Origin of the sequence: Flavobacterium sedimenticola (assembly GCF_030053345.1) — a bacterium.
Lineage (GTDB): Bacteria > Bacteroidota > Bacteroidia > Flavobacteriales > Flavobacteriaceae > Flavobacterium > Flavobacterium sedimenticola.
Genome location: NZ_JASGBP010000004.1, coordinates 33,768 through 54,391, shown reverse-complemented (window position 1 = coordinate 54,391; position 20,624 = coordinate 33,768). Strand labels below are relative to the sequence as shown.

Sequence of the window (20,624 nt, the reverse complement as noted above, 5' to 3'; positions counted from 1 at the left end):
CAAGAAGACGGTTTAACCCTCAATTTGTTACAATTTTTTTTGAAAAAAAATAGGCTCCTAAGTGGAATAGGGATAAGTAATTGAAAATTAATCGGATAGGTTTTTTTGCAAAAAAGAAAGCAAATCCCGATGTCAATATTTTAATTTGATGTCAATTAATTTGAGAATATCATCGGTTAAGGATTCGTCAGTAATAACAATTCGGATGCCTCTTCCTTCTGCGTATGGCTTGGCAGCTGATAATTCCGTTTTGACAGATTCTGCAATTGGACCGGTCAAGATTTCATCGGTAGCTTTTGTGCCAAAAACAAAAGCAACTTTAAAAAATTGGTCTCTGGGTAAAAGATAAATCAAAACTCTTTTTTTGTCTTTGATTCTGAAACTCCATCCGAATTTTTCACTCGAATAATGCCATTCAGCCGTGGCTTCAGGATATTTTTTCAAAGTGTAATCTGCGAAAGTTTTCCAAACAGGGTAGGTATGGCCCACCGCTTTTTGCAGTTGTGCTTCCGATGGCTTTTCGTCTTTATGTAAAAAGATACTGGTCAAAATAAATTTTTAAAAGGTGGTCAACTTATTTTGCAGTGCCTGAATTTCATCTCTCAATTTAGCGGCTTGCATGAAATCCAAATCTTTAGCTGCTTTTTCCATAGCTTTTCGCGTATCGCGAATTTTCTTTTCGATTTCGGGTTTCGATAAATACAAACTTTCCGGTTCGGCCGCTTTGGCGATCTTATCTTCAAAATAAGCGGTCGAAACCGAGTTGTTGCTCAAAGCATTGCCCAAGCTTTTGTTCAACGCTTTCGGCACCAAATTATTTTCAATATTGTACTGAATCTGTTTTTCCCTACGGTAATTGGTTTCGTCTATGGTTTTTTGCATGGATACCGTAATTTTATCAGCATACATAATGGCCTTTCCGTTTACATTTCGCGCCGCTCTTCCCACGGTTTGTGTTAACGAACGATGGCTGCGCAAAAAGCCCTCTTTATCAGCATCTAAAATCGCTACCAAAGAAACTTCGGGCAAATCTAAACCTTCGCGGAGTAAGTTAACACCAATTAAAACATCAAAAATACCTTTGCGCAAATCCTGCATAATTTCTACCCGTTCCAAAGTATCCACATCCGAATGAATGTAGCGACACCGAATCGATACCTTTGTCAGGTATTTGGTGAGTTCTTCGGCCATTCTTTTGGTCAGTGTCGTTACCAAAACGCGCTCGTCCCGTTCACAACGTTGCTGTATTTCTTCAATTAAATCGTCAATTTGATTCAAACTCGGTCGTACTTCAATAATCGGATCTAACAATCCGGTCGGACGAATAATTTGTTCTACATAAACGCCTTCCGATTTTTCCAACTCGTAATCCGCCGGAGTAGCCGAAACGTATACGACTTGATTTTGCATGCTTTCGAATTCTTCAAACTTCAATGGACGGTTGTCCATGGCAGCCGGCAATCGGAAACCGTATTCCACTAAGTTTTCTTTCCGACTTCGGTCGCCGCCGTACATGGCATGTACTTGCGATATGGTTACGTGACTTTCATCTACCACCATCAAATAATCCTCAGGAAAATAATCCAACAAACAAAACGGGCGTGTGCCGGGTTGTCTTCGGTCTAAATAACGCGAGTAATTCTCAATACCCGAGCAATAACCTAATTCACGTATCATTTCCAAATCGAAATTAGTACGTTCCTCTAAGCGTTTGGCTTCGAGATGCTTGCCGATTTCTTTGAAATAATCCACTTGCTTTACCAAGTCCTGCTGAATTTCCCAAATGGCCGCTTGCAAGACATCGGGCGAGGTTACGAACATATTGGCCGGATAAATGTTGAGTTTTTCGTAGCGTTCAATAACTTTTGAAGATTTGGCATCAAAAGCTTCAATGTCTTCAATTTCATCACCGAAAAAATGCACGCGAAACGGTTCGTCGGCATAACTCGGAAAGATTTCTACCGTATCACCTTTGATTCGGAACGTACCGGGCAAAAACTCGGCCTCGGTTCTCGAATATAAACTTTGCACCAAACGATGCAGCAATTTAGTTCGGGAAATAATTTGATTTTTTTCGATTGAAATGACGTTCTTTTGAAACTCTACCGGATTTCCGATACCATACAAACACGAAACCGATGCTACCACTAAAACATCGCGGCGTCCCGAAAGCAAGGCAGAAGTAGTACTCAAACGCAGTTTTTCCAATTCATCATTAATCGATAAATCCTTTTCAATGAAAACCCCAGTCACCGGAATATAGGCTTCGGGTTGGTAATAGTCGTAATAGGAAACAAAATACTGTACCGAATTGTTCGGGAAGAATTGCTTGAATTCCGAGTACAATTGGGCCGCTAAGGTTTTGTTATGAGCTAACACCAAGGTAGGTTTTTCCACTCTTTCAATCACATTAGCCATGGTAAAGGTTTTCCCCGAACCGGTAACACCCAAAAGGGTTTGGTATTTTTCACCGCTCATGATGCCTTTGACTAACTTGTCAATGGCTTGCGGTTGGTCGCCGGTAGGTTGGTATTCGGATACGACTTGAAATTTCATCGGTAATTATTTCAAAATATGAATGAAGCCAATATTTAGTTCGCTATAATCGGCCTGACCTAAATTAGAACAGATAAGCGCTCCGATACTGAGGTTGTATTTGGGTGCGTTTTTGGTATTCCAAAGATAATATTTTAAACCCATTTTACCTGAAACAAATCTTTTTATCCAGTATTTAGTGTCAATTTCTCCCGGAAAATACTCGCCATTGGCATAGCCTTCATTGTTAATTCGGTAATCAATTTTATAGAAAGGTTTGTCGATATTCAATCCCAATTCTGCTACGATACTTACGTGATTCATCAGTATTTCAGCCGAAGTATTGATGCCGTAAGTTGAAGAATTATAAAAGACGTTTTTCTTGAGCCAAGGATAACTGTCGTTTATAAACTCACGCTCTGCTTTGATGTAATCGTAATAACTTTGGTAGAAACGATAATACAAGCCTAACCCGAGTTTAAACGTGTTGTCGTAAATCGTGCCATAGGAAATGCCTGTGCTGTAAACCGGCAATGCATCCACATACAAACGAGAAAGCGATTGACTCCCGATTCCGGTTTCAAAACTGAAGTAACGGTATTGACTTTTAAGGATGCTCTTTTTTGCTGTTGATTTTGGTTCCGATGATTTTCCGAATTGCAGATTAATTCCGGCCAGGAATGAATTTAGACCATTGTTGGGCCAACGAGTATGTCCGTTAGATTTGTGTGTATAACCTAAACTCAAACGGGTGTCAAAAGCAGAATGGTGCCATAGTCGGTAATACAAAAAAGTTCTGAATGACCAACTGTAATCCGTAGAAACAGCTTTGTTTTGCCAATTTTCAGCCGGATGGTATTTTTGGGTAAAATACGAAATTCCTATACCGGTGTGCCAGCTCAAATTTTTAATGGTCGATTCCAAAATCGGAACTTCCAGATAGGGATGCAACGAATATCCTGAACCCAGTACGTCTTTATTCCCGAAATTGGCGTATTCCAGGTTAATCCCAACAGTAGGATGATTGAGATAATGAGCCCAATTTAGTTGGGGATCTGTAATCTTTTTTCCAATCGAGAAACTTGCGGTTTGATTGGCATCCAAATCAGGAAACCAAGAATTGGCTGCCGAGGTTTTTCCAATGAGGTATTCGAAACTGTAGGTTGTTTGCGCTTGCAGCAAAGACATGCCACTGTACAACATGATAAGTCCCACAAAAAGGAATCGGTATTGCGTGTATTTCATCGGCTTAATCCCAGCATTCCATTAATAATAAATCACCCCCATTATGAGTGATTGTTACTTTTCCATCGGTCACCACATGGTTGCTGCTGCCGGTTCGGTAGCCTATAGTCAAGTCCTCGTTGTGTAAAGGATAAAACAAATTATGGGTAGTAATACCCGTGACTTTTCCAATCGGAATCAGTGACAATATAGTGTTGGCCGTATACCATTTTTCAAAATGATTCGGCAATAAAAAAACCTTGGAGTGGTCATCTAAAATCACTACTTTGAGTTGGTTTCTGTAGGCCACAATATTGGTCAGATTGGTAATGGTATGATCGGCTCTGCGACCGGTAGCCCATATCACATTCGCGGCGCGGTGCCCTTTCTCAATCAAATAATCAAACGCTTTTTCCAAATCGGTTTTGTCTTGGTTTGGGGCATATACAATTTCAATCGGGAATTGTTTTTCTTTGTAGTATTCGGGATCAAAGCCACGGTCAAAATCACCCAGTAACACATCCACTTTAATGCCTAGTTCCAATACGCGTTCGACAGCCGAATCGAGTACTATAACTAATGGTGACCATTCTAATAACTGACCTAACAACTCCATGCTGCAGGCCTCGCCGTTGGCAATAATCAAAGCCGGTTCCTGATCGTCTCGAACGATATGATGTGATGACATGGTAATTTTAATTTACAACAAGTTGTAAATGTAATAATCGCAATGCAAAAAATACTACAAGTCTAATACAAATCTATTGAATAATGTATTCTTCCGTTTCTGTTTTGCTTAAACGGAAGTAACCTAAGGCGTAATTGTTGAAATTAGTTTGATTCACGATATTACCTCTTACCGTGGCGGTAGGTGTAGAAAACGGTCCCATGCTGTTGCTGCCCGTTTGCTCCAAAAGCAAATCCATATAGTTGTAATAATTTCGAGTAATCCCGTTTAAGGTAAATTTCAGCGTATCACCGGCTTTTAATTCTTCACTAAAATACAACCCAAACATCTCATTGTTTTGAAAAAAGCGATCTTCAATTACACCATACTCAGGAATAACTTTGTATGGGTCTTCAATCTTAACCAAATAGTTATTGGTTTCGTTTACAATATCGTTGAAGAAGAACTTTACTTCAGTTTCATTTCCTAAAATACCGCCGTCGTTGTTTTGCTCTACGCGGGTAACTACGGGGGTGTCTAATAATTTTTCAGTAGAGGAATAGGTCTCGCCCTGATACACTATCGTCAGTGTATACGTTTCCCCTAAAACCGGTTCAAACGTGTTGCATCGGTAAGTGCCCGGAGTACTGCTGTCTTCTAAAAAGTCAAAGGTTTGGTTAGCACTGTTGGTAATAATAACCACGGCACCTGAAACCGGCGGAATGGTATTGGAGAAATAGTCGGTTGTGGTACTCAGTTTTATTTTTTGCTCATTGCCCGGCGTATCGTGATACCAATTAATAGAGGCCTCCACCACGAGTCGGGGTGCAGCGGTGTCCAAATCGACATCAATGACTTTTTCGCAAGAAACTAAAGTTAATAGTATTGCTAATGCGGATAGGTATATACTTTTCATAAGTTAAAATTTAATGTTATAGGTAGCACTTGGTACGATTCCGAAAATAGACAAACGGATGGCTTCGTTGGCTGCCGTTTCATCATTTTGGCGGAAGGTTATAGAAGCGGCATTTTGTCTGCCGTAAAGATTGTAAATACCGAAAACCCACTCGCTTTGCCATTTGCGACCCTTATTTTTTCTTGGAGTCAAAGTAGCCGAAACATCTAAGTGATGATAGGTGGGTAAATTGTTTTCATTTCGGGTATTAAAACTCGGTACGGTAATCCCTTCGTACTCGTATTGGCCGTTAGGATAGGTAACCGGTTGTCCGGTTTGTAACGTAAAAGTGGCTCCGAAGCGCCATTTTTCATTCAATTTATAATTCCCTACTACAGACAAGTTGTGTAATTTGTCAAAACCGGTTCGGTACCATTTTCCGTTGTTGATTCCGGTTTCTTCCGGAGTCCTGCCCGGAACTTGTTGTTCGGTTCTCGACAATGTATAGGAAATCCAACCTTTATAGCGACCTTCGTTTTTTCGGAACAATACTTCCAAACCATAGGCTCGGGCTCGACCTTTCAAAACGACGCGCTCTATGGCTTCGTTGGCAATAAGATTGGCACCATCTATATAATCTACTCGATTTTTTATCTTTTTATAAAAGGTTTCCACTTCCAGGGAATAGGCATCGTCTTTAAAGTTTCGGAAATACCCTAAAGCAACTTGATCTAAAAGCTGCGGTTTCAAATATTGGTCACTCGGGGCCCAAACATCCAGCGGAGTAGGGGATTGCGTATTTGAAATCAAATGCAGGTATTGTGTCATGCGATTGTAGCTGGCCTTAATCGATTGATCATCATCCATAGCATACGAAAACGCAAAGCGTGGTTCTAAATTGTCAAACTTGGCAATGGTTTTATTTCGACCATAGCTAATGGTTCCTGTTGGATCGGCACTTTCGTAAATTTGAAACGCCGTATTGAAAATAACGGGTTGATTGTTTTCATAAACATTGAGCGTTTGCTGACCCAAACGAAGAAAAGAGCTCAAACGAAGTCCGTATGACACCGCAATCTTTTTCGAAATTTGTTGTTCGGCATCCAAGTAAATGGCATTCTCCAGAGCATACTTTTTATCCAATTGGTCGCGATTGATTCCGGAAGAAGCACTGGTAGGTTCAATTTTACCCGGATTAAAATCATAATAATGACTTTGAATCCCATAGGTAAGTTTGATTTTATCGGTTAGATAGTGTTTAAAATCGTATTTGATGTTGTAATTCTTAATGCCGCTGTCCCAATTAAAGCCAATCACATCCAACAACAGCCCATAGTAATAATCCGAGTAAATGACGGATAAGTTGGAGAAAAGTTTATCGGAAAAAAGATGATTCCATCTAAAGTTCAGTACGGCATTTCCATACGTATTGACAAAAGTGTCATTCAGTTGAAACACATCGCGTCCGAAATACCCCGAGAGGTAAATGTTGTTTTTTTCATTGAGCGTATAGCTCAGTTTAGTATTTAAATCGTAAAAATAGGCCGAATTCGGATTGTCGGTCAGTTTCAGAAAAAGATGGGCATACGACGCGCGTCCGGCGATAACAAATGAACCTCTTCCTTTTACAATAGGGCCTTCGGCCAGCATACGACTCGATATGAGTCCGATACCGCCGTTCATGTGAAACTCATTTTTGTTCCCTTCTTTTTGATAGATATCCAAAATAGAAGACAAACGGCCGCCATACCGCGACGGAATGCCTCCTTTATACAGTTTTAAATCCTTTATCGCATCCGGATTAAAAACCGAAAACAAGCCAAAAAGATGGGAAGAATTATAAATAGTAGCTTCGTCCAGTAAAACTAAGTTTTGGTCGGCACCACCACCGCGTACATTAAAGCCCGATTGTCCTTCTCCGGCATTGGTCACGCCGGGTAACGTAAGGATTGATTTTATAATGTCCACTTCTCCCAAAATCACAGGCATTTCCTTGATTTCCTGTATGGTGAGTTTATTGACGCTCATTTCCGGTTTTCGGATATCAACGCGTTTTTTGTTATCTAAAACGACAACTTCATCTAATTGTTGACTGCTCACGGCAAGCGAAAAGTTTTTCTTGACGTCTCTATTCAATTCAATTTTTTCCTTAACCGATTGATAGCCCATATAATTTACGGAAATGGTATAGTTGCCTTTGGGGAGCGTTATCGAATAAAACCCGTATTCGTTGGTTACCAATCCGCTTTTGGTTTCTTCTACAAAAACAGACACCCCAATCAGGGTTTCTTTATTCGCGCTATCGGAAATAATACCGCTGATGGTAAACTTTTCCTGAGCAAAAAATGGCGCAGCAAATAAAAATAAAACGAGAATAAATATTTTTTTTATCATAGGTGGTCAATTATTGGTACAAAAATCTTAATAAAATCGACTTCTAGCTCATAATCAATTGTTAACTTTTGGTTAACGGTACTGTTTTTGTGTGCTTTTTTTAAATATTTTTACCGTATTATACAAATAATGAAGATGCGCGCTATTGTTTTACTTTCCTTGATTTCTTTTTGTGGGTATGCTCAATTTGATACCACCAAAAGAACCGTTAACATCGGACCGGTGTCCAATCCATCGGGGCAAACGTCTTCCACCTCTTCAAGCACACTAAAATACCCCAGTATTTTTGATAAAAAAGATAAATTGTTGGAGAGTGTTTCGTTACTTAAAAAGAAGGAAGACGAGCGCAGTATTATGGAATCCGAGCCACTCGAAAACCCATCCAAACAATACACCGATAAGATGAACAAGAAAAGTAATGACGGTGTGATTATGGAAAAATACAAAAGTGACAGCTTTTTGGGACAGTTTAAAACCGGAACCAAAATCATCAGCATCGCGTGTCGTGACCACGAAGCTCCCGATGGCGACTTGGTTCGAATTTGGCTCAATGATAAAATTGCAGTCGATGCCATATTGTTGGATGTCGATTTTAAAGAGGTGTTTCTCGATTTGAATGAAGGCATCAATAAAATTGAAATCGAAGCGTTGAATCAAGGGGAATCCGGACCAAACACAGCACAATTCGTCATCTTTGATCAGAAGAAGGGAATGATTACCACCAACAAATGGAACCTGACCACCGGAGTCCGAGCTAAGCTCATCATTTTAAAAGAGAAAGATATTCTAACAGAACAAAAATAAAAAAGCGACCTCAAGGTCGCTTTTTTATTTGTTATACTTGAATTACGCTAATTGCGAAAGGATCGTATTAAAAGTAGCACTTGGTCGCATCGCGTTATCGGTCAGTGTTTTTACCGGTTGATAATAGCCACCAATATCCTGTGGCTTTCCTTGCGCCCCAATCAACTCGTTGTTAATAATGGCTTCATTGGCTGTTAATGCTTCGGCAATCGGAGCGAATTTGGCTTGTAATTCGGCGTTTTTGGTTTGTGTTGCTAAAGCTTCAGCCCAGTACATTGCCAAGTAGAAGTGTGAACCTCTGTTGTCAATTTGACCCACTTTTCGCGCCGGCGATTTGTCATTCGCCAGGAATTTTTCCGTAGCCACATCTAAGGTTTCGGCCAAAATCATGGCTTTCGGATTGTTTTGTGTCTGACTCAAATGCTCCAAAGAAGCGCCCAAAGCCAAAAATTCGCCAAGCGAATCCCAACGCAAATACCCTTCCTCTATAAACTGTTCAATGTGTTTCGGAGCCGAGCCTCCGGCACCGGTTTCAAACAAACCACCGCCGTTCATCAACGGCACAATCGATAACATTTTGGCCGAAGTTCCCACTTCGAGTATCGGGAATAAATCGGTTAAATAATCACGCAATACGTTTCCGGTCACCGAAATGGTATCCAATCCTTTGCGGATTCTTTCTAAAGATAATTTAGTGGCATCCACCGGATTCATGATGCGAATATCCAATCCGGAGATATCGTAATCTTTTAAATAGTGATTTACCTTTTTAATGATTTCACGGTCGTGGGCACGGTTTTCATCCAACCAAAAAATAGCCGGTGTCGCCGACAAACGCGCTCTGTTCACGGCCAGTTTAACCCAATCCTGAATTGGTGCGTCTTTGGTTTGACACATTCTGAAAATATCTCCGGCTTCTACGGTTTGTTCCATCAAAATGGTACCGTTGGCATCGGTAACCCGAATGCTTCCGTCGGCTTCGGCTTGGAACGTTTTGTCGTGAGAACCGTATTCTTCCGCTTTTTGCGCCATCAATCCGACATTGGGAACTGAGCCCATTGTTTTCGGATCTAAAGCGCCGTTGGTTTTACAGTCGTCTATAGTGGCGACATATACGCCGGCATAGCAACGATCGGGAATTAAAGCAAAGGTATCTTGGGGTTTTCCTTCGGCATTCCACATTTGTCCCGAAGTACGTATCATGGCCGGCATCGACGCATCTACAATAACATCCGAAGGAACGTGTAAGTTGGTAATTCCTTTGTCGGAGTTCACCATCGCTAAAGCCGGGCCATGCGCTATGGCAGCATCAATAGCCGCTTTGATTTCGGCCTCCTGCGGATGCCCGGCGATTTTAACATACAAATCGCCCAAACCGTTGTTGGCATTGTAGCCTAACGATTTTAGGGTGTCGCCGTATTTTGCAAACACCTCGGCAAAATATACTTCTACTATGGCTCCGAAAATAATCGGGTCAGACACTTTCATCATCGTGGCTTTTAAGTGAGCCGACAATAAAACGCCGGCTGCTTTGGCCTCTTCGATGGTTTGAGAGACAAACTTTTTTAATGCTTTTAGATTCATCACCGAAGAATCAATGACTTCTCCGGCTTTCAAATTAGAGAGTCCTTTGAGTTCCTTTACCGAACCGTCTTTACCGACAAATTCAATTTTAAATTGCCCGGCATTGGCTACGGTAACCGATTGTTCGGTGCCGTAAAAGTCACCTTCACGCATGTGTGCCACTTTCGTTTTGGAATCTTTGGACCAAGCGCCCATGGAGTGCGGATTGGCTTTGGCGTAATTTTTCACGGCTTTCGGAGCTCTACGGTCAGAGTTGCCTTCGCGTAACACCGGATTCACGGCAGAGCCCAATACTTTAGCATAGGACGCTTTAATTTTTTGCTCTTCTTCATTTTTCGGATCAGCCGGATAATTCGGAACCGCATAGCCGTGTGCTTGTAATTCGGCAATGGCATCGGTTAATTGCGGAATAGAAGCCGATATATTGGGAAGTTTAATGATGTTGGCTTCCGGGGTAGTGGCCAACTGGCCTAATTCGGCTAAGGCATCACTAACTTTTTGGTCTTCTTTTAAATACTCAGGGAAATTGGCTAATATTCGGCCGGCTAACGAAATATCTCGGAGTTCAATATCGATATCGGCAGGAGCTGTAAACGCTTTTACGATGGGCAAGAAAGAATGCGTCGCCAACATCGGCGCTTCATCGGTCAGCGTGTAATGGATTTTAGATTTTTGTGTCATTGGGTAGTGTATTTCGTTTGTATTTTTGGCTTTTCGTTGTGCTGAAGTCGTTCATTTTCAAGCCATGCAAATATAAAGAAATCAAGCCAACCTATAACGAAATCGATTGAATTATGATATTGCCAATTAAAGGGAAAAAAAATACAGAATTGTCAAAATTTCCAAGGTAAATTTTCGGGAATAAAAAAAGTCCCGATACAATCGGGACTTTTTTTATGAGCACAAAGGAGTAAATTATCTTCTTCTCTCTTTGATTTTTGCTTTTTTACCGGTAAGTTCTCTAAAGTAGAAGATACGAGCTCTACGCACTTTACCTTTTTGGTTCACTTCAATTTTTTGCAACGCAGGCATGTTTACCGGGAAGATACGCTCTACACCTACAGCACCTGACATTTTACGGATGGTAAAAGTTTCAGTTAATCCTGCTCCTTTTCTTTGGATTACCACTCCTTTAAAAAACTGAGTTCTTGTTTTTTCACCCTCTTTAATTTCGTAGTATACCGTGATAGTATCTCCGGCACCAAACTCAGGGAAATCTTTTTTGGTTGACAATTCGTTATTAACGAAATCTACTAAATTTGCCATTTTATGATTATTATGGTTTAAAATCTGAGCAACATTCACGGTTCTCGCCAGAGGTTGGTCAAATGTGGGGGCAAATTTATATAATTATTTTGACACGAACAAAACAAATTTGGATTTGTTTTGAGACTGGCGAAGCAATTTCGGATTATAATTTTTGAATTATTTCAAAGAAAAAAGAAACTTGCAAATAGCTTTTTGTCAGTTACTTACGAAGTATTTCCAGCTCAATGTTCAAAATGTAAACGAAGAACTTACTCTTCAAGCAAGTCAGGACGTCGGTTTTTAGTGTGCTCATACGCCATATCTTCCCGCCATTTTTCTATTTTGGCAAAATGACCGCTGGTCAACACTTCAGGTACTTTCCAACCTTTGTAATCGGCCGGTCGGGTATAAATGGGCGGCGACAATAAGTTGTCCTGAAAACTGTCGGTCAAAGCCGAGGTTTCATCGCTCAACACGCCGGGAATCAATCGAATCAAAGCATCACACAACACTATGGCGCCAATTTCACCACCCGAAAGTACGTAATCGCCTATCGAAATTTCTTTTGTGATAAAATGATCGCGCACGCGTTGGTCTACGCCTTTGTAGTGCCCGCATAAAATAATGATGTTTTCATACAACGACATCGAGTTGGCCATTTTTTGGTTCAACGTCTCGCCGTCGGGCGTCATGTAAATAATTTCGTCGTAATCGCGTTGGCTTTTCAAATGCGTGATGCAATCGTCTATGGGTTGCACCATCATCACCATTCCGGCACCGCCGCCAAATTGGTAATCGTCTACGCTTTTTTGCTTGTTGGTGGTGTAGTCTCTCAGGTTGTGAAAATGCACTTCCACCAAACCTTTTTCGATGGCGCGTTTCATAATCGAACCTTCAAACGGGCTTCGTAGTAAGTCGGGCAATATGGTAATGATGTCAATTCGCATGGCGCAAAGATATAAAAATAGAATGTCACACTGAGCTTGTCGAAGTGTGAAGCTATTTCCGGTTTTCCGCTCTATCTTTTGCCTTGTCATAAAACAAGGCAAAAGGATGCCGCTGCAACCCGGGCTAAACACCAAATTGTCTTAAGTGATGATCCAAATGCATGGTGTGCATTTTGCTCCATTCCTCATAGGTCATCTCCCCAAAAAAAGGATGCTTGGTAGTTTTAATGGCTTTTTGGCCCAGTTCCGAGAAGGTGTTTATGCGTTCAATCAGGCCTTTTTTGGCTTCCTCAAAATCATACACTTCTTTCCGAATAAATGCCGGAGCAGTCGGACTGTTTTTTTGGTATTCTTTCGAGTTCAATATTTTGTTTCTTACCAACTTTCCTATCAATCGCATCAAAAAATTAGCTTTCATCGGAATTTTTCCGAAGGCAAAATCCATAGGCGCCTGACAGTGAGACAGCATCTGGTCTACGGTCATTTTGCCCCACAAAGCTTTACTTTCGGGGGTGAGTTGTTCAATTCGGGCAATGAAAGCGTCGTTATCGGTTTTGTTGTAAATGGAAGGCATGGTTTTGTTTTTAGGTCATCAAATTTACAATATATTGTAGTAACTTTGCACCGTATTTTTAACAATTAAAGCAATGGAAAACGGAATATACGCTAAATTCAACACCACTAAAGGATCGATTTTAGTAAAATTAACACACGATTTAACACCGGGAACTGTAGGGAATTTTGTTGGCTTAGCCGAAGGGCAATTGGAGAATTCAGCCAAAGCTATGGGCAAACCCTATTACGACGGTTTAAAATTCCACCGCGTTATCCCCGATTTTATGATACAAGGCGGTTGTCCGCAAGGCATCGGAACCGGCGGACCGGGTTACAACTTCGACGATGAGTTTCATGTCGATTTGCGTCACGACAAGCCGGGCGTGTTATCGATGGCCAATGCGGGTCCGGGAACAAACGGCTCTCAATTTTTTATTACGCATGTCCCAACCACTTGGTTAGATGACAAACACACCGTTTTCGGTCACGTAGTAGAAGGGCAAGATATCGTTAACCAAATTGTGCAAGGCGACATCATCCAAAATATCGAAATCATCCGAGTAGGTGAGGAAGCCCAAGCGTGGAATGCCATTGAAGCGTTCCGTACGTTTGAAGGCTCCCGTCAAAGAAGAATCGAGGAAGCCAAAAAAGCTGCCGAAGCGGCAATGGAAAAATTAGCGGCCGGTTTCGACAAAACCGAAAGCGGTTTGCGCTACAAAATCATCCAAAAAGGAAATGGTAAAAAAGCGGAGGCCGGAAAAACTGTTTCGGTACATTATACCGGTCAATTGGAAAACGGCAAAACCTTTGATTCATCGTATCCGCGCAAAAAACCCATTGAATTCCCGTTAGGAAAAGGCCATGTCATTGAAGGTTGGGACGAAGGGATTGCCCTATTGCAAGTAGGCGATAAAGCCCGTTTTGTAATTCCGTCCTATTTAGGATACGGGGCGAGCGGAGCCGGAGGCGTTATTCCGCCGAACGCTACTTTGATATTCGACGTAGAGTTGATGGATGTAAAGTAAACCCTCTGTTTACGGTACAGAAAATTAATATTTGATTAAAACCCAATCCCAATCGGCTACGGTTGGGATTTTTTAATATTTTTACTCTAACCAATAATTAAAAACCATGAAATATAAAGTACCGGCCTTACTTATTTTGGCAGCCACTATGTACTCGTGTGCCTCTAAATCGAGTGCGCCAACCGTTGCCGTTTCCACTGAAAAAGCGCTGACACCGGAATTGGCAGAAGGCAAATCGTTGTATGAAAATAACTGCTCCAGCTGCCATAAGTTGTATCAGGCTAAAGATTTCTCCGCCGAACAATGGAAACCTATCGTGTTGCGCATGCAAAAGAAAGCCCGGTTAGACGATGCACAAGGCCAAAAAATCTATAATTATTTGACGATGAATTAATCATGAAGCACTCTTTTGAGTGCTTTTTTAGTAAAAATATGGAACAAAATTTAACGTGGACCGATTTTGAAAAAGTAGAAATGCGTGTCGGGACGATTGTGGAAGCCAACGATTTTCCGGCGGCCCGAAAACCGGCTTATCAATTGGTCATTGATTTTGGTACCGAAATCGGAATCCGGAAATCTTCGGCGCAAATTACCAAGCGCTACACCAAAGAAGCTTTAATCGGTAAGCAAATTGTAGCCGTGGTTAATTTTCCCAAGAAACAAATCGGGAATTTTATGAGCGAATGCTTAGTATTGGGTTCTGTGGGTTTGGACAATGATATCGTGTTGCTGACTTCCGATAGTAAAGTGGAAAACGGATTGCGTATCGGTTAAAAATAAAAACCCAAAAACAAAAACGTCTTTGGGTTTACTTCTTAGTGGCTTAGGCCTTGTATTATCTTAAATATCGTCAAAATCAATATCGGTAAAACTCTTGTCGGAAGTTTTCGATTCTTCTGAACTTTCGGTTTGGTATTCTCTTTTGAAGTCTTTTTGGTGTCTTTCCGAAATCACTTCTTCCCCTTTGTGGTTTAAAACATAGGCGGTCATTTCACCTAAAATATCCGTAAAAGCGGCAAAGTCTTCTTTGTATAAATAAATTTTGTGTTTTTTAAAGTGAAACGATCCGTCTTCTTCGGTAAACTTTTTACTTTCGGTAATCGTGATGTAATAATCGTCAGCTTTGGTAGCTCTCACATCGAAGAAATATGTTCTTCGCCCTGCTCTTAAAACTTTAGAAAAAATCTCATCTTTTTCTAACATATCATTTTCTCTCATATACGTTCAATCAATTTATAATGTTTCTGTACAGTTCAAAAATGGTAAAATTTTTGTTACCAAGCAACAATTAGTGTATTTCTTTTTCCGAAAGTTGTTTCAAGTACAATTCGGCATAATATCCTTCTTGGTTTACCAATTGATTATGAGTGCCTTCTTGAATAATTTGTCCTTCTTCCAAAATAATAATTTTATCGGCGTTCTTGGCAGAAGACACTCGGTGGCTCACAATGATGGTGGTTTTGCCTTTGCTGATTTCCAATAAATTATTCAAAATTTGTTCCTCAGTTTCGGTGTCTACGGCCGACAGACAATCGTCAAACAACAATATCTGCGGGTCTTTGATGATGGCTCGTGCAATGGAAACCCGTTGCTTTTGTCCGCCCGAAAGCGTAATGCCGCGTTCCCCTAAAACGGTATCATAACCCTGGGTAAAATTGATGATGTTGCTGTGTACTACCGCTTTTTGAGCCGCGTTGATGACTTCGTCATCGGTCGCGTTTTCTTTTCCGAATTTGATGTTATTTTTGATGGTATCCGAAAATAAAAAGGCATCCTGAGGGACGATACCGATGCTGTTTCTGAGATCGAATAAGTTCAACTGATCGATAGGTTGGCCATCAATCAGGATTTGCCCTTCTTTGATGTCATCCATTCGGGTAATTAATGTCAAGATACTCGATTTTCCGGCTCCGGTTTGACCCAAAATGGCCAAGGTTTCTCCTTTTTTGACCGTGAAAGAAACATTCTGTAGCGCAGTAATTCCCGTGTCTTCATAAGTATAGGTCACATTCTTGAATTCAATTTCACCCGCAATAATACTTCGGTCTTTGTATTTATTTTTAATCTCAGGTTCTATTTTTAAAAATTCATTGATGCGTTTTTGCGAGGCTTCGGCTTCCTGAACTAAAGAAGAAACCCATCCGATAGAAGCCACCGGCCAAGTCAGCATGTTTACATACAATATAAACTCGGCTATGGTACCAATACTTTTGATACTCCCGTCTATATACATTAAACCGCCAAAATAAATCACCACCAAATTACTTACGCCAATCAAGGCAATCATCAAAGGACCAAATAGCGATTGCACGCGTGCCAAACTCATGCTCTTGGCTTTGCTTTCTTTGGCCAAATCCACCAACTTGTCCTGATGTTGCTTCTCGAGAGCATAGGCTTTTACAACTCTGATGCCCGAGAACACTTCTTGCGTAAAACTGGATATTTTGGATAAATACTGTTGAAAAGTAGTGCTTCGCTTGTTGATTTCGGTGCTCAATCGGAAGATAATAAAGGAGAGAATCGGCAGCGGCAGTATGGTGTATAAGGTAAGCAAAGGCGATACATTATACATGTATATAATCACTACCGTAAATCGGATGAAGGTGTTGATGGTGTACATCACAGCGGGACCAACATACATTCGGACTTTTGCTACGTCTTCGCTGATGCGATTCATTAAATCGCCGGTTCGGTTCCGTTTGTAGAAGTTTTGATCCAATACTTCGTAGTGGCGAAACACCTCATTTTTCAAATCAAACTCTACATGACGCGACATTACGATTAACGTTTGTCGCATTAAAAAAGTCAATACCCCGGCAATCAGTGTGGTGCCTACAATCCAAAGAATATTGTGAGTGAGTTCGGTTTTAATCACAGCGTCACTCAAATTGTTCTTGTGAAAGTCCTCGATGGCTTTAAACGATTTGCTGACCAACTTCGGCGTAAACAAAGAAAAGATTTGGGCTACAATAGTGATTAAAATTCCTAATAAAAAGTGGAATTTGTATTTGACAAAATATTTATTTAAATACTGAAGTTCTTTCATGTTATTTTTAAAGAAATGCGACTTAGGGCCTTAAAAATGTTAAAATGTTTAATAATAACGAAATTATGATATTGTTGGTATAAATTGAATTTATTAACAAATTACTAATTATTAGAGCTGTCAACGAATTTTATTGAATAATATTATACTTTTGTACCGACTTTTTTAAAAAGTCTTTAATTAATACTACTACAATTATGACTTCAGAAATCACTACACCGGTAGCGCTTGCAAAAATGGATCCTGTTTTTGGTCAACTTTCGTTTGATAACCACGAACAAATTGTTTTTTGTCACGACAAAGATACAGGATTAAAAGCAATAATTGGTATTCATAACACAGTTATGGGACCGGCGTTGGGTGGAACAAGAATGTGGAATTACGCCAATGAGTGGGAAGCACTGAATGATGTTTTGAGATTATCCCGCGGAATGACCTACAAATCGGCTATAACCGGTTTGAATTTAGGAGGCGGAAAGGCCGTAATTATTGGAGATTCTAAAAAAGATAAAACGCCGGAAATGATTACGCGATTTGGCGAATTTGTTAATTCTTTAAGTGGAAAATATATTACTGCTGAAGATGTAGGTACCACTACCGAAGACATGGACCGAATCCACAAAGTGACGAAATTTGTAACCGGTATCTCGGAAGAAATCGGTGGTTCAGGAAATCCGTCACCGGTAACGGCTTACGGGGTTTATATGGGAATGAAAGCAGCGGCCAAATACCAATTCGGTTCTGAAAAATTAGACGGTAAAAAAGTATTGGTACAAGGAACCGGTCATGTCGGAGAAACGCTTATCAGCTATTTGACGCAAGAAGGCGCTGAGGTGTTTGTGTCCGATATTCACCAAGATAAAATGGAAAATATGGTAGCCAAATACGGCGCTAAGATTTTTACGGGAGCCGACTTATACGCAGCCGATGTGGATATTTATTCTCCTTGTGCTTTGGGTGCTACCATTAACGATGAAACCATCCACAAAATCAAAGCTAAAGTTATTGCCGGAGCGGCTAACAATCAGTTGGCGGTGGAAGCGGTTCACGGTCAAATTTTAAGAGAAAGAGGCATTGCGTATGCGCCCGATTTCTTAATCAACGCCGGTGGCATCATCAATGTATACGGTGAAATCGTAAAATACGACAAAGCCGAAGCCATGCGCAGAACCGAAAACATCTACAATACTACGTTGGAGATTTTCAATTTTGCCGATGTGAATAACATGACCACGCAACAAGCGGCTATGCAAATTGCGCAAAACAGAATTGATCAAAGAAAAAAAGAAAACGCTAATAAATAAGGATTAGCTTTAAAATATTCCTATTTTTGCAACGCGAAAGGCAACTTTCGCGTTGTTAATTTTAAAAAGTTCTTACAGGTGTTAAACAGAAGACATATTCGGGTAAAAGTGATGCAATCCATCTACGCGATGCATCAAAAAAATACTGATGATTTGGAGAAAGAAGAAAAATTCTTAATCCAAAGTATTGATAATATTCAAGATTTGTATCTTATCATGTTGTCTACGCTGACCGAAATCAGAAAAAAAGAAATTGTTTTTTTGGACACGTCCAGCAAAAAACATTTGGCAACACCCGAAGAAAAAAATCCCAACCCAAAATTCATCAACAATGCCGTGCTGCTTCAATTGGAAGACAACAGCTCGCTCAGCATTGCCCTGGAGCAACGCAAAATCAACAATTGGGTACTCAATGACGATTATATTCTGATTTTGCTTAACGAAATCAAACAAAGTGACTTGTATGCTAAATACATGCGCAACCGCATTAATACGTTTGAGGAAGACAAGCAATTCGTTATCGATATGTTTACCGAATTGATTGCGCCCAATGAAAAACTTTACGATTATTTAGAAGACCATAAACTCACTTGGACCGATGATATTCCGTTAGTGAATACCCAAATCCAAAAACAGCTCAAAGCCATTTCGGAGAAAGACGATTTTAAAGTGGTGAAATTGTATAAAGATGAAGAAGACCGAGAGTTTGTGGGCCATTTGTTCCGAAAAACGGTTTTAAACGAATTGGATTTGGCCAAAGAATACATCGATAAAACCCCCAATTGGGACGCCGATCGTATAGCGGAAATCGATACCATTATTCTGAAAATGGCCATCTGTGAGTTTTTGAAGTTTCCGTCTATTCCCATCAAGGTAACCATTAACGAATACCTCGAAATTGCCAAAGAATATTCGACGCCTAAAAGCAGTATTTTTATCAACGGTATTTTGGATAATTTGGTGAAAGAGTTTCAAAACGAAAATAAAATCAAAAAAACCGGCAGAGGTCTATTATAAAACATCAACTATGTTCAAGAAAATCAGTTTAGTGTTAGTCATCACGTTAGCCATGCTGACCACTTCCTGCGAAAAGAAACCCACCGAAATGACCTTCGAGAGTCAGGTACACGATTTTGGCACCATCAAGCAAGGCGATAAAGTAGTGCACGATTTCAAGTTTACCAACACCGGTGGCTCCGATTTGATTATTACCGATGCCAAAGGGTCTTGCGGTTGTACCGTGCCGGCCTATCCTAAAGAACCGGTAAAACCGGGCGAATCGGGCGTAATCAAAGTGTCTTTTGATTCCCACGGCAAATCGGGCGAACACTCGAAATCGGTTACCGTTTTTTGCAATGTGGAACACGGCAATAAAGTATTAAATATTAAAGCAAATATCGAAGCATCGCTTCCAACTAAATAACAATTATTATGGGACAATTAGGTCAGTTTTTACCGTTTTTACTAATGTTTGTGGTGATTTATTTTTTTATGATCCGACCGCAACAAAAGAAAATCAAACAAGAAAAAGAATTTGAAGCCGGGCTCAAAGTAGGCGACCGTATCATTACCAAAAGCGGATTTCACGGTAAAATTGCCGAACTTTCCGAAGGTACTGCCGTGATTGAAACCATGTCGGGTAAATTAAAAATCGAGCGCTCTGCCATCTCGTTAGAATTAACGGCAGCTTTGAATAAAAAGGCGTAAACGTATTCTAAGTATTAAGTATCAAGACTGATACGCGCTAAATATAAAATCCCAAACTTCTCGAAGTTTGGGATTTTTTGTCTTACTACTTTAGTCTTACAACTACTTTCGGTATTTATCGTTAAAACCTTTGCCTTCCAAGATCATCGGGGTGATTTTTTCCAAGCGGGCTACTTTGGTTTTTTCTTGTTTGGCCGTAGCCATATACTCCCAGTATTCTTTTTGTTTGAAAGGCGTTAATTGTTCCAAAGCGGCTTTTAAAGCCGTATTGTCTCTCAGCGCCGCGGCAAAGAAATCGCATTGCATGGCTTCTTTCTTTTCGGGCTTGAGGGTTAAACCGGCTTTTTCGTTGGCGATGGCTTCGTGTAGGTATTGCAAAATCAGTTTTTCGTTAAGCTCGTCCGCCGACGTAAAACGCCATTGGCGCAGTCCTTTTGTAACGCCTTCGTTGGCATTGACCAATACCTTGGCTTCGTCTTTTAAAAAGACACCGTTCCAAAACCACAACGCAAAATAGTTTTTAAACCCGCCGATACCAATCACATTTTTGTTGTTAATCGTATAGACTTCACCGCCCCATTTTTGAGTTTCGACCAATTCCGTTTTCAAAACAATGTCGCGTAACTTCCCTATGGCTTCCGTCCATTGGTCGTTTTTCATCCAAGGGTTTTTGGTTTCTTTCATTTGAT

Annotated in this window: 21 protein-coding genes; 8 read left to right on the top strand and 13 right to left on the bottom strand. The window is 40.5% G+C overall.

Annotated features, from left to right (window positions below; all coding sequences use genetic code 11):
- Positions 1-132 precede the first annotated feature (132 nt).
- The 6 genes from QHT84_RS08100 to QHT84_RS08075 all read right to left on the bottom strand — a co-directional run bounded on the left by QHT84_RS08100 (position 133) and on the right by QHT84_RS08075 (position 7,715).
- Positions 133-549: a DUF3788 family protein gene (locus QHT84_RS08100; protein WP_283239058.1), complete on the bottom strand. Its 417-nt coding sequence runs from the start codon at positions 547-549 to the stop codon at positions 133-135.
- Positions 550-558: 9 nt separating this feature from the next.
- Positions 559-2,556 (bottom strand): excinuclease ABC subunit UvrB, encoded by a 1,998-nt coding sequence (uvrB, locus tag QHT84_RS08095; RefSeq protein ID WP_283239057.1) that lies wholly within the window; start codon positions 2,554-2,556, stop codon positions 559-561.
- Between the two features lie 6 nt (positions 2,557-2,562).
- Positions 2,563-3,780, bottom strand: coding sequence for an acyloxyacyl hydrolase (locus tag QHT84_RS08090; protein WP_283239056.1), 1,218 nt, complete (start codon positions 3,778-3,780; stop codon positions 2,563-2,565).
- A 4-nt stretch (positions 3,781-3,784) separates the two neighbouring features.
- Positions 3,785-4,447, bottom strand: a complete 663-nt coding sequence (locus QHT84_RS08085) for a thiamine diphosphokinase (RefSeq protein ID WP_283239055.1) — start codon at positions 4,445-4,447, stop codon at positions 3,785-3,787.
- Positions 4,448-4,520: 73 nt separating this feature from the next.
- The gene (locus tag QHT84_RS08080) at positions 4,521-5,342 is read right to left on the bottom strand and encodes a DUF4249 family protein (RefSeq protein ID WP_283239054.1); all 822 of its coding nucleotides are present in this window, start codon (positions 5,340-5,342) and stop codon (positions 4,521-4,523) included.
- 3 nt (positions 5,343-5,345) lie between these two features.
- On the bottom strand, positions 5,346-7,715 hold the full coding sequence (locus tag QHT84_RS08075; RefSeq protein WP_283239053.1) for a TonB-dependent receptor: 2,370 nt from the start codon (positions 7,713-7,715) through the stop codon (positions 5,346-5,348).
- A 135-nt stretch (positions 7,716-7,850) separates the two neighbouring features.
- Between QHT84_RS08075 and QHT84_RS08070 the strand changes: the two genes are divergently transcribed.
- The gene (locus QHT84_RS08070) at positions 7,851-8,519 is read left to right on the top strand and encodes a hypothetical protein (RefSeq protein WP_283239052.1); all 669 of its coding nucleotides are present in this window, start codon (positions 7,851-7,853) and stop codon (positions 8,517-8,519) included.
- A gap of 42 nt (positions 8,520-8,561) precedes the next feature.
- On the opposite strand, the gene QHT84_RS08065 is transcribed toward QHT84_RS08070, so the two are convergent.
- The 4 genes from QHT84_RS08065 to QHT84_RS08050 all read right to left on the bottom strand — a co-directional run bounded on the left by QHT84_RS08065 (position 8,562) and on the right by QHT84_RS08050 (position 12,872).
- Entirely contained in the window at positions 8,562-10,784 is a 2,223-nt protein-coding gene (locus QHT84_RS08065) for an NADP-dependent isocitrate dehydrogenase (protein ID WP_283239051.1), read from the bottom strand.
- 234 nt (positions 10,785-11,018) lie between these two features.
- The gene (gene rplS / locus QHT84_RS08060; protein ID WP_283239050.1) at positions 11,019-11,369 is read right to left on the bottom strand and encodes a 50S ribosomal protein L19; all 351 of its coding nucleotides are present in this window, start codon (positions 11,367-11,369) and stop codon (positions 11,019-11,021) included.
- Between the two features lie 251 nt (positions 11,370-11,620).
- Complete coding sequence (gene trmD / locus QHT84_RS08055) at positions 11,621-12,298, bottom strand: tRNA (guanosine(37)-N1)-methyltransferase TrmD (RefSeq protein WP_283239049.1); 678 nt, start codon at positions 12,296-12,298, stop codon at positions 11,621-11,623.
- A gap of 124 nt (positions 12,299-12,422) precedes the next feature.
- Positions 12,423-12,872, bottom strand: coding sequence for a DUF1569 domain-containing protein (locus QHT84_RS08050; RefSeq protein ID WP_283239048.1), 450 nt, complete (start codon positions 12,870-12,872; stop codon positions 12,423-12,425).
- 73 nt (positions 12,873-12,945) lie between these two features.
- Here QHT84_RS08050 and QHT84_RS08045 point away from each other — a divergent pair, with 73 nt between their 5' ends.
- The 3 genes from QHT84_RS08045 (at position 12,946) to QHT84_RS08035 (ending at position 14,652) form a co-directional block, all read left to right on the top strand.
- Positions 12,946-13,878, top strand: coding sequence for a peptidylprolyl isomerase (locus tag QHT84_RS08045; protein ID WP_283239047.1), 933 nt, complete (start codon positions 12,946-12,948; stop codon positions 13,876-13,878).
- Positions 13,879-13,984: 106 nt separating this feature from the next.
- Entirely contained in the window at positions 13,985-14,272 is a 288-nt protein-coding gene (locus QHT84_RS08040; protein ID WP_283239046.1) for a cytochrome c, read from the top strand.
- A 38-nt stretch (positions 14,273-14,310) separates the two neighbouring features.
- On the top strand, positions 14,311-14,652 hold the full coding sequence (locus QHT84_RS08035; RefSeq protein ID WP_283239045.1) for a tRNA-binding protein: 342 nt from the start codon (positions 14,311-14,313) through the stop codon (positions 14,650-14,652).
- Positions 14,653-14,718: 66 nt separating this feature from the next.
- On the opposite strand, the gene QHT84_RS08030 is transcribed toward QHT84_RS08035, so the two are convergent.
- On the bottom strand, positions 14,719-15,096 hold the full coding sequence (locus tag QHT84_RS08030; protein ID WP_283239044.1) for a PUR family DNA/RNA-binding protein: 378 nt from the start codon (positions 15,094-15,096) through the stop codon (positions 14,719-14,721).
- 70 nt (positions 15,097-15,166) lie between these two features.
- Positions 15,167-16,924, bottom strand: coding sequence for an ABC transporter ATP-binding protein (locus tag QHT84_RS08025; protein ID WP_283239043.1), 1,758 nt, complete (start codon positions 16,922-16,924; stop codon positions 15,167-15,169).
- Between the two features lie 197 nt (positions 16,925-17,121).
- Between QHT84_RS08025 and QHT84_RS08020 the strand changes: the two genes are divergently transcribed.
- The 4 genes from QHT84_RS08020 (at position 17,122) to yajC (ending at position 19,935) form a co-directional block, all read left to right on the top strand.
- Positions 17,122-18,228 carry a Glu/Leu/Phe/Val dehydrogenase dimerization domain-containing protein gene (locus tag QHT84_RS08020; RefSeq protein ID WP_283239042.1) on the top strand — a complete coding sequence of 369 codons (1,107 nt, stop codon included), beginning with the start codon at positions 17,122-17,124 and terminating at the stop codon, positions 18,226-18,228.
- Between the two features lie 111 nt (positions 18,229-18,339).
- A complete protein-coding gene (gene nusB / locus QHT84_RS08015) occupies positions 18,340-19,245 on the top strand; it encodes a transcription antitermination factor NusB (RefSeq protein ID WP_283239041.1) in 906 nt (301 codons plus the stop codon).
- A gap of 10 nt (positions 19,246-19,255) precedes the next feature.
- Complete coding sequence (locus tag QHT84_RS08010) at positions 19,256-19,651, top strand: DUF1573 domain-containing protein (protein WP_283239040.1); 396 nt, start codon at positions 19,256-19,258, stop codon at positions 19,649-19,651.
- 8 nt (positions 19,652-19,659) lie between these two features.
- Positions 19,660-19,935: a preprotein translocase subunit YajC gene (gene yajC, locus QHT84_RS08005; protein ID WP_283239039.1), complete on the top strand. Its 276-nt coding sequence runs from the start codon at positions 19,660-19,662 to the stop codon at positions 19,933-19,935.
- 102 nt (positions 19,936-20,037) lie between these two features.
- Here the strand turns inward: yajC and QHT84_RS08000 are convergent, their stop codons facing one another.
- Positions 20,038-20,619 (bottom strand): YdeI/OmpD-associated family protein, encoded by a 582-nt coding sequence (locus QHT84_RS08000; protein ID WP_283239038.1) that lies wholly within the window; start codon positions 20,617-20,619, stop codon positions 20,038-20,040.
- Positions 20,620-20,624 lie beyond the last annotated feature (5 nt).

What these genes read in the sequence shown, in the direction of transcription:
- uvrB (WP_283239057.1), bottom strand. Translation starts at nt 2,556, where the DNA reads ATGAAATTTCAAGTCGTATCCGAATACCAACCTACCGGCGACCAACCG.
- QHT84_RS08090 (WP_283239056.1), bottom strand. Translation starts at nt 3,780, where the DNA reads ATGAAATACACGCAATACCGATTCCTTTTTGTGGGACTTATCATGTTG.
- QHT84_RS08085 (WP_283239055.1), bottom strand. Translation starts at nt 4,447, where the DNA reads ATGTCATCACATCATATCGTTCGAGACGATCAGGAACCGGCTTTGATT.
- QHT84_RS08080 (WP_283239054.1), bottom strand. Translation starts at nt 5,342, where the DNA reads ATGAAAAGTATATACCTATCCGCATTAGCAATACTATTAACTTTAGTT.
- QHT84_RS08075 (WP_283239053.1), bottom strand. Translation starts at nt 7,715, where the DNA reads ATGATAAAAAAAATATTTATTCTCGTTTTATTTTTATTTGCTGCGCCA.
- QHT84_RS08070 (WP_283239052.1), top strand. Translation starts at nt 7,851, where the DNA reads ATGCGCGCTATTGTTTTACTTTCCTTGATTTCTTTTTGTGGGTATGCT.
- QHT84_RS08065 (WP_283239051.1), bottom strand. Translation starts at nt 10,784, where the DNA reads ATGACACAAAAATCTAAAATCCATTACACGCTGACCGATGAAGCGCCG.
- rplS (WP_283239050.1), bottom strand. Translation starts at nt 11,369, where the DNA reads ATGGCAAATTTAGTAGATTTCGTTAATAACGAATTGTCAACCAAAAAA.
- trmD (WP_283239049.1), bottom strand. Translation starts at nt 12,298, where the DNA reads ATGCGAATTGACATCATTACCATATTGCCCGACTTACTACGAAGCCCG.
- QHT84_RS08050 (WP_283239048.1), bottom strand. Translation starts at nt 12,872, where the DNA reads ATGCCTTCCATTTACAACAAAACCGATAACGACGCTTTCATTGCCCGA.
- QHT84_RS08045 (WP_283239047.1), top strand. Translation starts at nt 12,946, where the DNA reads ATGGAAAACGGAATATACGCTAAATTCAACACCACTAAAGGATCGATT.
- QHT84_RS08040 (WP_283239046.1), top strand. Translation starts at nt 13,985, where the DNA reads ATGAAATATAAAGTACCGGCCTTACTTATTTTGGCAGCCACTATGTAC.
- QHT84_RS08035 (WP_283239045.1), top strand. Translation starts at nt 14,311, where the DNA reads ATGGAACAAAATTTAACGTGGACCGATTTTGAAAAAGTAGAAATGCGT.
- QHT84_RS08030 (WP_283239044.1), bottom strand. Translation starts at nt 15,096, where the DNA reads ATGAGAGAAAATGATATGTTAGAAAAAGATGAGATTTTTTCTAAAGTT.
- QHT84_RS08025 (WP_283239043.1), bottom strand. Translation starts at nt 16,924, where the DNA reads ATGAAAGAACTTCAGTATTTAAATAAATATTTTGTCAAATACAAATTC.
- QHT84_RS08020 (WP_283239042.1), top strand. Translation starts at nt 17,122, where the DNA reads ATGACTTCAGAAATCACTACACCGGTAGCGCTTGCAAAAATGGATCCT.
- nusB (WP_283239041.1), top strand. Translation starts at nt 18,340, where the DNA reads ATGCAATCCATCTACGCGATGCATCAAAAAAATACTGATGATTTGGAG.
- QHT84_RS08010 (WP_283239040.1), top strand. Translation starts at nt 19,256, where the DNA reads ATGTTCAAGAAAATCAGTTTAGTGTTAGTCATCACGTTAGCCATGCTG.
- yajC (WP_283239039.1), top strand. Translation starts at nt 19,660, where the DNA reads ATGGGACAATTAGGTCAGTTTTTACCGTTTTTACTAATGTTTGTGGTG.
- QHT84_RS08000 (WP_283239038.1), bottom strand. Translation starts at nt 20,619, where the DNA reads ATGAAAGAAACCAAAAACCCTTGGATGAAAAACGACCAATGGACGGAA.